Source organism: Natrinema soli (genome assembly GCF_028618695.1).
Genome location: NZ_JAQIVI010000006.1, coordinates 20,503 through 29,728, shown reverse-complemented (window position 1 = coordinate 29,728; position 9,226 = coordinate 20,503). Strand labels below are relative to the sequence as shown.

Below are 9,226 nucleotides of genomic sequence, written 5' to 3'. Positions count from 1 at the left end.
ACAGTCTGGGAGATGAGCGTGATTGCGGTATTGAAGTGGCGACTGTGCCGGATGAACAGATCGATCATGTCCGTCGTCGCTGCCCGCCGCAACAGGTAGTGCGCCTCGTCGATCGTCACCTGCGTCCGCCGGTCGTGATCACTGGCCGCTCGCTGGTAGATCCAGTCGAACATCACGTGCATGAACAGTGGTGCCTGCCCCGTGTCGGCAAACATCGACATGTCGATGACGACTAAGCGATTGTCGAGTTCGACGTTCGTCCGGCCGGTCAGGTTGTCGTTCTCGCCGCCCTTCTGGAACGCCTCGAGACCCAGCAATAATTGGTAAGCGTACTGTTCGTCGCCATCCCGAAATCGTGTCTCGAGCTGGTCAATCTCGGGCCAGACCCGCTCATCGTTCGCATCCTCGTGCAGTTCCAGGAAGTCCGATGGCAGGCCACCGTCGGCGATTTCTGAGAGGATATCAAGGAGGTCCTTGATCGTCGGGCTCGTGTTCTCATGGGTCGCCGTCTCTTCCGTGATGCCGTACTGGAGGTAAGCGAGTCGGACGGCCCGCCGCAGGATCCCCTCCTGCTCCTTGCTCAGCGACTGCTCGGCCACCGCCGAGAAATGGATGCGAAACAGCTCCATCACCGAGCGCAATTTCTTCTTAAACGGATCGTCCACAGCGTCGTCGATACCACGCTGGATCTCAAGCGGATTGACTGTGTTATCGCCGCCGAAGCGGATCACTTGCCCACCAAGGTCGTTCGCGAAGTCGACGAAGTCCCCGAGTGGGTCGAGAACCAACATCTCGATCTCGGGATCCATCATCAACCGATGGTACATCTCGTGTTTCTCGGCGAACGTCTTTCCGGAGCCCATTGTGCCGGCGATTGCCTTCGAGTACGAGGAGAGCTCGTATCTGTCGAGGATAACAGGCGTGTTCGTCGCGTCAAACCCATAGAAGATCCCCTCGGGGTCGGTAATCACCGGCTCAATAAACGGAAACATCGTGCCGATGGCGGTCTCCTGCATCAACTGAGTCGACTTGATCGAATCGTCACCGAGCGGGCCGAGTGCGTCCTGTGATTCGACTTGCCGTTTCTCGAGGGGGACTGCTTCTGCGTTCGCGGTACTGAGCGTATCAACAACGCGTTCAGTTGCCTCGTTGAGCTCCTGTTCGGTGTCGGCGACCACCTCGATGTAGATCGCGAAGTCGAACAGTTTCGTCTCCCCGAGGATGATATCCCAGATGAGATCCTGGACCATGTCGCGGTCGGCCTCCTCTTCGTGGGTGTCGGTCTGGCTCTTCTCGTGTTTCTTGTGGAGGCGAGCCCGTAACTGGGTGAGCCGTTTCTGCAACTTGCGGAGAACGGAGCCGGTATCACGTGGCTGGATGTGTTGCGTGACGCGAACGTGATCGTTCGTCGTATACAGTTCATCGAGCCAACCTAAGGGGACGCGTTCGGGGTAGCCGTGGATCGTCAGCGTACGGACGAACTTGTCGTTGCGGATCATGTACCCCGATTCGAAGAAGTTGGAGACCTCTTTCAGCTTTCGTGGAGCGATGATATCCCGGTCAGCAAGCGACTGTTCGGTATCATCTTGGACGACACCCAGTCGGAACTCCCCCTCGTCGACCTCCTCGAGTTCGAGGAGATGCTCGGCTTGCTCGCGGATGTTTTCCTTGGTGAGGTCGTCGCCGTTGGCCTCGACGATCGCTGCTGCCCGGTCGAACGTCTCGTCATCGATCTCCTTGAGCGTGTGCTTACTACCCGAGGTAAGACGAGAACGAAGCCCTGAGAGGAGCCCCATCAGTACTCTCCCTCCGTCTTGGTCGCTTGATTGAACTTCTCGAACTGCGGGTCGACGTGGTTGTAGTAGTGGTACAGGATTTCCATGGTTTCCTGACGGTCGGTTATCTGATCGATCGAGACCTCCGTCCGGCCGAGCTTGTTTGTAATCCGGCGCTGTCGCTGTCTCACTTCCCGAATGCAGAGCTCAGTTCGTGCGTCCTCATGCGAATCGCCGAACGGCGTGTGAGCGAGCACTCGCGAGCAGGCAGCGCCGATAAGCGGGAGATCGCCAAGCTGGCTCAGAACGCTTCCCGTGTCGAGATTCTTGTGGACCTGGTCGGCGTCGACGCGGGTGACGATGTAGAAATCGCGTTGTTTGAGGTCGGCGTCTGTGATCCGGTCGCTCGCCCACTGGATGTAGAACTTCCGTCCGTACTGGAGAATCGGCGTCTCTTCTCGAGCAGTCGTACTCGACGATGCCGTGTAGAAGCGCTCGAGATGCCCCGTGAGGTCGAACGTTTTCGGGTAGCAGGGGACGGCCACGCTGAACTCGAGCGACATGAGGAAGGACATGTATGCGCTCATCGTGTCGTGTCTGGCCTGTTCACTCAGCGAGAGCCAGTTCTGCGGATGGACTTTCAAGAGGCCGATGTAGCTGTCGCCGTCGACGGCGATACCATCCTCCCGGACGTAGTCGAAGCTGAGCGTTTCCTGGGTCGTTGTCGATCCACCAAGGCGATCCTTGAGGTCGAAGTGATCACGCGCCCGGGAGCGCTCGCGAGCGGTTGGAAGGTCCGTGTCGATGTCGTCAAGGAATTTGTCGAGTGCTTGCAGCACCTCGAGGTCGGATTCGGGTGTGGGCGGCGTGTGGTCACTGTTGGCAGTCGGCTGGACAACGGGCTCCTCGCCTTCTTCATGTACGTTTGACTCTGTTTCGGTGGCTGGCTCGTCGGTGGGTGCAGTTCCCATCATCGATCACCGTCCGTCGGCGTCCGCTTCGAGTTCGGCTTCAACCGTCTCGATATCGAGACCATCCTGCCGGACGGAGACGACGTCCTGAACGACGGGTGTCTCCGGTTCGGGTCGCGTTCTCCGGTTGTGGTACTCGTTCGAGCCGAGATGGTACTCGGCGGCGGCACGGGCGTAGCTGATCGGTCGCTGCCCGGCGGGGGAAACCAGCAGGATGAGGATGCCGATGGCGAGTCCGATCCCGCCGGCACCCAGAAACAGTGTTCCGGTGAAGCCGAGGCTTTGGGCGATACCCATGGCCAGGAACGGAACCACGAGCACCTCGCCAGCTTCTCGAGCGGTCAACCCGAAAACCAATTTCGTATTAACAACACGCCCTGCGATTGGGAATGTTTCCATACTACTTGCGCCTCTTAGGTATAACTAGTTAAAATTTACTCCCACTTTTGATATTCCCCAGGATCAACGGCTTTGGACGACTTTGAGGCCCCAGACTAGCATTGACATCCACCTCCGCCTGAAGGCGGCGGAATCCAGACGGCAAAGATTGAGTCTGTTCAGGCGCTACCGTTCCATACAACCAAACACAGAGGGTTTTATAGCAGTTCCCGAAGTAGCATAGATATGGCACGCGGTGAGCCACGCAACGCTGAGCATCCGGTCAATGGGGGGATTCTCGCGGTGTCACTCGTGGCCACGTTTCTCGGTCTTGGCTTACTCGCCTCGGGAAATCCACTCGGAGTCGTCGCGTTACTCTTCGGTGCTGCAGGATTTATCTATCTCAAAGGGGGACTCTCTGATCTTAACACGTCCAGCGAGCAGGAACCACAGCAGACTGATGAATCAGACGACGCATTGACGGTTATCCGAAATCGATACGCACGTGGCGAGATCGACCAGACGGAGTTTGAGCGTCGGTTAGGCGACCTTGTAGAGACAGAAACACTTGAAGACACCACAGAGTATCGGGACAAAGATGTCGTGACGGAGCGGTCCTAACCTCACTCTGTGACGACTACTCGGTGTATGCCTATCGCCGGCGGTCACTGGTGTTCCGATAGCGTGGTGCAGAGTACTCAATGAATATTTTATTCGCTCTTGTGAAGCACATTGTTGGTGGAGAGCTGTCTAGTATTTTAGCGCAACACAGAATCCTTCGAGTCCGAGCAAGTCACCGACCTGAGTAAGAATGGTACCGGTTTTACGGTCACCACTGAGCGCCAATCGCGGTCACCAACAATCTCCGTCACAAGAACGTCTCGTCGATAAGCAGGTAAACCCTCGAGTTGTCATGGCGGTCGGTGGCTGGGATTTGTTCCAAGCAATCGAACCCTATCTGAACGCACCCACTGCCGACATAGTCAATGAGACCTTCGAAGACGCTGGCTTAGCGTGACATTCGATCAAGGATAGTGTCGAGGTGTGTGTACCTCTCTATGACGGTCTGTGGGACAAGGGAAGACGTTTTTTCGTCGGGCCACTACATACAGCCATGCCTTTTGCGACGAGCTGGCATACACTCCTCGATGAATGCGATGCTCTTGGAGAGGACGCCACACTCACAACACCGCTCACTGAGAAGCAGTTTCGTATTACCAGTGCTCAAGACCCCCGTATCGTGATCAAGTTCGCCGATACCGGTGACTCGCAACCGTTGCAACGCGACCAATTCGAGACCTTAGCCGGCCAAATCGCCGACTCTGGGGGCACATTCGAACTCCAACGGCTTCCCCTGGACGCGGAACCGTACGCGGCAGTGCTGAGTCTTCACCCTCGCTATGAGTGCAACGACCGAGCGGGGACGCTCACTGAGACTGACGAGCCAACAACCTCACAACTCATCAAGGGTGCATCTCCCTCCCCTGACGAGCAGGATCAAGACCGGACGGAACCAGATCTTGACGTCTACGCCGACATGCTACTCTTGATCGACGCTCTCGAGCGGCATAATCCAGCGGTACTCGACGAGTGGGAGACGCCAGTGCTCATCAATCTCTATACACTACTCTCGGATGTCCAACGGAATGCGGGCGACCTTCGGACAGAGGTCCGTGAAGTCCTTCTTGACCGACTTCACCACGATAAGCCGGTATACGGCCAGTATGGATCGGTCCAACGCACGACTCGACGCAACCGCTCGCTCAAAGCCGATGAGGAGGTGATCCGTGTGCTCGAAGACGCCGGCATCCCTCGCGAGCGGCTCATGTCCGTTGATCGCGAGAAGGTCGATGAGGCGCTCGAAGTGACTGAACTCTCAGAGTCGGCGGTGTACGAGATCGACGAACGCGAATACGTCCGCAAAGCTGAGGTTGACGAGGAAAGCAAGGAAAGCCGTCTCCAAGGACTGAAAGACCAACTGGCGCTGAGTGACGATCCAGAAGCCGAGGAGTTGCGCCAAGAAGTCGCGGAACTGGAACAGCGGATTGAGGACTTGACGGAGTTCAACCCCGGGACGTCAGTCGGAACGCGATCGTAATCACCTCGCACGACCTTCGCCGATACTGCGCTCACACGATGCTCGTTCGGGAGCGGATGAATTCTCGGGTCATGATGGAAGTGGTCGGCTGGGACGATTATCAAAGTCTTGAACCCTACCTTTCGAAGCCAGACAAAGGAACGATCATCGACGAGTTCTCTCGAGTTGGGGCGGGACTCTCTCGCTGTCAAAGGTAGCGAGTATCTCTTTGAGCACTGAGGCGGTGGTTCTTTGTGTATGAAGATCGTACACGTATGTATGGCAACATCGACTGACGAACCGGAGAAGACGACGGTCAATATCCGCATGACGGAGTCACAACTCGCGGACATCGACGCGGCATGGAAAGAGGCGGGGTACGGGAACCGGAGCGAGTTTCTTCGAGACATTGCACGAGACGCCGCAAAGCACCCGGAGTTTAACCGGGCGGACCTGAAAGCGATGCTGGCGAGCGAGGTCGAGATACAGGAGGGGCGGACGCACTCGAGCGACGACGTGAAAGAGCAGTTGGGGATCGACGACGGTGATGCCGGCGACGACGATGAGTGACGGTGACAAGTGGGACTGGCGGGCTACACAGAGCGCTCGCCGGCAGCTCGAGTCGCTTGACGAATACGCACAGCGTCGGATCACTGAGAAGCTCGACGACGTCGTGACCGACGAGTGGCGTGAGCCGGGAGACTACCTCGAGCCCTTGCAGGGTGCCCCACACCAAAAGCTTCGCGTCGGCCCGTTCCGACTCGGATGTCGCGCGGATCCCCAGGCAAAAGTCCTCCATGTGCTGACGATCAAGAAGCGCGGCGGAAACGCCTACCGCGGTGACGATTAGCTGAACTGAGGGATTCTACTCGCCGCGATCGTCGTCGACGGGGATGCCAGTCCACCACCACTTGAGTCGTGTGTGTGCGCCGGCCTGGTCGACCATGCGCTGTCGGCGGGCGCGATAGCGCTGTACTTCTCGTTCTTCTTCGACGTACTCGACGAGTTTAGTGTGCTCTTCCCGCTGTTCAATCAATTTCCGATATTGACGATCGAGACGATCCCGCTCCCTCGAACATTTCTGACTGGCTGCAACAGTTCGAACAGGCTCGTAACGTCCCATCGTTCGCTGCGAAGACACGCTTGTATCGATCTGTGATGTGTGCGCCACAATTGTCACATTCAGCCATGGTCAGTTATCCTCACTGTTCTCAAAGCTCTCGTATAGGTCTATTGTCGTCTCGAGTTCGTCAATCGAATCGTTCAACGACAGTGGTTCGACGAGCTGGCTGAACGTCGAACACTCTGGACACGTCTGGATTTCGTCGTTCTGCCCACCGAATACGCGAGTGAAGCGATCCTCGGTGTGAACCCGATCGGTCAATCCATTGTTGAAGTATCATGAGGTTGGTGGTCTGGGAGCGACATGCGGAGATCCTCGAGCGTAAGTGCGTCAGCGTCACGTTCGGCGGCGCGCATTGCGGCGTCGTCGACAATCCCAGCGATATCTGCACTACTGAGTCCCTCTGTCTGCTCGGCCATCTTCCGATATGCTTTGTTGTCAAGGTCCGTCGGCAGCTCCTCGAGCCGGACGCGGAAAATGGCCTCTCGAGCGTCGCGATCTGGAAGGCCGAGTTCGTACTGCTGGTCAAAGCGACCTCGACGAGTAGCTGCGTCATCAAGGAGTTCAGCGCGGTTTGTAGCTGCGATCACAAGGTAATTCGGATCGTTGGCGTCGAGATGTGCGAGGAACTCGTTGACGACCTGGGTGTGCTCGCGATTGACGTCGCTTTCACGGGAAGCAAGCAGCGCGTCGATCTCGTCGATGAAGATCACACACCGATCGAACTGTGCGGCCTCCTCAAACAGTCGGTTGACCTGCTTGGTGGACTCGTTGATCCAGCGCGATTTGATGTCACCCGCCGACAGCTCGAGATACGGATGGCCGAGTTCGCCGGCAATGGCTCGAGCGAACAGCGTCTTGCCTGTTCCTGGAGGACCGTAGAAGAGGATGCCGTTTGGTGGGGAGATGTTGAAGCGTTCGTAGGCGGCATCGAGCCGGGTCAGCGGCCGGATCGCCGAGCGTTCGATCTCTATTTTGAGCGGCTCCATCCCACCAACGTCCGCAAATCTTGTGTCAGGTGCAGACTGCCAGCCGTATTGGAGTTGAGAGGGAATGGATTGCTCTTGAGCCGCTCCATCGCTGGAGTGGGACGTCTTGGGTTTGGTCTCGGCTTTCTCTCTCTGGGCAGTCGCGTCCACTGCGTCTATCTGTCCCCCATCTTCTGTCGAGGTTTTCTCTTCGGGATCAGCTGTAACGGTTCCAATACCCATTGACAGCATCAGTGGAACACACGCGAGCCAACTGGCTCCCATATACCAAGAGCTTTCAAACATGGCAGAGACTCGGATCGGCGCAAGGATGCCCGCGAGAACGGGCCAGTTGTTTTCCCAGGCTGGGAGAAACCACACTGCCGTCAATATCGCTGTACCAATGAAGATTCCAACCAGCCAGAGCCGATCTGCTTGTTTAGTCTCTCCTCTATAAAGTGGGTAGATACCAGCAGTCAAGAGCTCTGCAGTGAAGGAGGGAATCATCCAAATCGCAGGGATTGCGATCAGCGCTATAATCGCGCTGGAAAAATACGCTACAGCCCAAACGATTCCCAGTGTAGCACCCACATAATTCGCAGTGAATATACTCAAAGTAAAAGTGATAACAACAACCTCCTTCAGGACACTCTTGAGTTGGTGTGCTCTATCCATCTTCCTTATTATTACTCAGCTTTGCACGTTAGCCTCGGTTGTTGAGTGAACGAAGAGGTGATCAATCTCTTGCATGAGGTCATCAACGCCTCGTCCGTCATTATCACGTACCCACGAGAGAAGGTTGTAGACTGCTTCTTTCAGGGAGTGTTCGAGGTTCGCTCGAAGCGATGACGCTTTCGAGCGAACCGCCCCCAAGACGCTCGAATCAGGATCGAGACGAACGAGACTGTAGGCAGCCATCAGAAGGTGCCAGTGGCGACTGGCACCTTCGTCCGTCTGCATCTCGCAGTCTCCTAGGCCGAGATCCTGCTTCGAGTCCTCGAAGAACGTTTCGATGCGCCAGCGCATTCCGTAGGAGCGAATCACGTGTTCGGTCGGTGCGTCGATCTTGTTCGTGGCGAGGTACTTGACCGGATTCTCTTCGTCTTCGTCGGTCTCTTTCTCAGCGATGATCAGCTTCACGTCTCCCAGCTGGGAGACGGGAAGCTTCTTCGTCCAGATGTGGTAGGTCTCGTCCTCGATGTTGCGCTCAACCGTGTCGATGCGCTGGAAGAGCGCATCAACACGGATCTCTTCTCCGCCGTAGGTCACCTGTCGGTTGCTCCGGAGCGGGCCGATCCAGTCCTTGCCGTAGGATTCGATGTGTTCAGGAAGGCCAGAATCGTGGGCGAACCACGAGTCGAAGAGGTAGGTGTCCGCAGGCACACCTACCTCTTCTTCGAGTTCGGTGACGATCTCGCGGGCGAGATCGTACTTGGTGTCGTGGTCTTGGTCGTCTTCGTCGTGTTTTTCGTAGAGACGGAAGGTGAGCGGGTAGGCGGTTTTGTCGTCAGCATAGAAGGCGTAGATGAGATCTTGGCCCCAGACGGTGTCACCTTCGGCGTGATCGTAGAAGTGGCCGACGCCGGGGACTTCGCCCCCGGCTTTCTTGGTGATCGTGTCGTCAAGGATAATGTAGCCATCCTTTGACCAGCGTGTTTCACCGTGTTTCTGGAGTTCTTCAAGACGTTCGTGGTTGAATTGCTGTTCGTCCCAGTCGTACTCGGTGAGGAATTTGTTTAGAGCGCGTTTGCTGTTGGCTGGAAGGACTTCGCGTGCGATGCCCGCCACGGTCTTGTTGCTGGCCGCAACAAGACCTGTGGCGTAGGTTTTGGCGTGATGACGCTGGGCTGGAGACAGCGACTCGAACTCGTCGAACACACGCGTACACGACAAGAAGTCCGTGATCGGCATCATCCGTCCTTGCCACCCTCTAC

At 56.7% G+C, this 9,226-nt stretch carries 12 protein-coding genes and 1 pseudogene; 5 read left to right on the top strand and 8 right to left on the bottom strand.

The genetic code is table 11. The features are described 5' to 3' along the window. The 3 genes from PGX04_RS00515 to PGX04_RS00505 form a co-directional block, all read right to left on the bottom strand. The coding region (locus PGX04_RS00515; protein ID WP_273736739.1) for a VirB4 family type IV secretion system protein at nucleotides 1–1,796 on the bottom strand (1,796 nt) is incomplete at its 3' end. Then, the gene (locus PGX04_RS00510; protein ID WP_273736732.1) at nucleotides 1,796–2,746 is read right to left on the bottom strand and encodes a TraC-like domain-containing protein; all 951 of its coding nucleotides are present in this window, start codon (nucleotides 2,744–2,746) and stop codon (nucleotides 1,796–1,798) included. The genes PGX04_RS00515 and PGX04_RS00510, both read right to left, overlap by 1 nt. A 6-nt stretch (nucleotides 2,747–2,752) precedes the next feature. Beyond that, complete coding sequence (locus PGX04_RS00505) at nucleotides 2,753–3,145, bottom strand: hypothetical protein (protein WP_273736731.1); 393 nt, start codon at nucleotides 3,143–3,145, stop codon at nucleotides 2,753–2,755. A gap of 225 nt (nucleotides 3,146–3,370) precedes the next feature. Here PGX04_RS00505 and PGX04_RS00500 point away from each other — a divergent pair, with 225 nt between their 5' ends. The 5 genes and pseudogenes from PGX04_RS00500 (at nucleotide 3,371) to PGX04_RS00485 (ending at nucleotide 6,051) form a co-directional block, all read left to right on the top strand. Continuing rightward, the gene (locus PGX04_RS00500; RefSeq protein WP_273736730.1) at nucleotides 3,371–3,745 is read left to right on the top strand and encodes an SHOCT domain-containing protein; all 375 of its coding nucleotides are present in this window, start codon (nucleotides 3,371–3,373) and stop codon (nucleotides 3,743–3,745) included. A gap of 247 nt (nucleotides 3,746–3,992) precedes the next feature. After that, a pseudogene (locus tag PGX04_RS34255) lies at nucleotides 3,993–4,142 on the top strand (site-specific integrase); the annotation flags it as partial. 96 nt (nucleotides 4,143–4,238) lie between these two features. Beyond that, nucleotides 4,239–5,222 carry a DUF7983 family protein gene (locus tag PGX04_RS00495; RefSeq protein ID WP_273736729.1) on the top strand — a complete coding sequence of 328 codons (984 nt, stop codon included), beginning with the start codon at nucleotides 4,239–4,241 and terminating at the stop codon, nucleotides 5,220–5,222. Between the two features lie 258 nt (nucleotides 5,223–5,480). Then, nucleotides 5,481–5,771 (top strand): ribbon-helix-helix domain-containing protein, encoded by a 291-nt coding sequence (locus tag PGX04_RS00490; RefSeq protein WP_273736728.1) that lies wholly within the window; start codon nucleotides 5,481–5,483, stop codon nucleotides 5,769–5,771. Beyond that, the gene (locus PGX04_RS00485; protein ID WP_273736727.1) at nucleotides 5,764–6,051 is read left to right on the top strand and encodes a type II toxin-antitoxin system RelE family toxin; all 288 of its coding nucleotides are present in this window, start codon (nucleotides 5,764–5,766) and stop codon (nucleotides 6,049–6,051) included. The genes PGX04_RS00490 and PGX04_RS00485 overlap by 8 nt, the downstream gene beginning before the upstream one ends. 15 nt (nucleotides 6,052–6,066) lie before the next feature. Here the strand turns inward: PGX04_RS00485 and PGX04_RS00480 are convergent, their stop codons facing one another. The 5 genes from PGX04_RS00480 to PGX04_RS00470 all read right to left on the bottom strand — a co-directional run bounded on the left by PGX04_RS00480 (nucleotide 6,067) and on the right by PGX04_RS00470 (nucleotide 9,206). Then, nucleotides 6,067–6,237 carry a hypothetical protein gene (locus tag PGX04_RS00480; protein WP_273736726.1) on the bottom strand — a complete coding sequence of 57 codons (171 nt, stop codon included), beginning with the start codon at nucleotides 6,235–6,237 and terminating at the stop codon, nucleotides 6,067–6,069. Continuing rightward, on the bottom strand, nucleotides 6,230–6,391 hold the full coding sequence (locus tag PGX04_RS34250; protein ID WP_425498421.1) for a DUF7563 family protein: 162 nt from the start codon (nucleotides 6,389–6,391) through the stop codon (nucleotides 6,230–6,232). Before PGX04_RS34250 ends, PGX04_RS00480 begins: the two co-directional genes overlap by 8 nt. Before the next feature lie 2 nt (nucleotides 6,392–6,393). Next, nucleotides 6,394–6,585, bottom strand: coding sequence for a DUF7563 family protein (locus PGX04_RS34245; protein ID WP_425498420.1), 192 nt, complete (start codon nucleotides 6,583–6,585; stop codon nucleotides 6,394–6,396). Next, on the bottom strand, nucleotides 6,582–7,883 hold the full coding sequence (locus PGX04_RS00475) for an ATP-binding protein (protein WP_273736725.1): 1,302 nt from the start codon (nucleotides 7,881–7,883) through the stop codon (nucleotides 6,582–6,584). Before PGX04_RS00475 ends, PGX04_RS34245 begins: the two co-directional genes overlap by 4 nt. Before the next feature lie 99 nt (nucleotides 7,884–7,982). Beyond that, a complete protein-coding gene (locus tag PGX04_RS00470; RefSeq protein ID WP_273736724.1) occupies nucleotides 7,983–9,206 on the bottom strand; it encodes an IS701 family transposase in 1,224 nt (407 codons plus the stop codon). Nucleotides 9,207–9,226 lie beyond the last annotated feature (20 nt).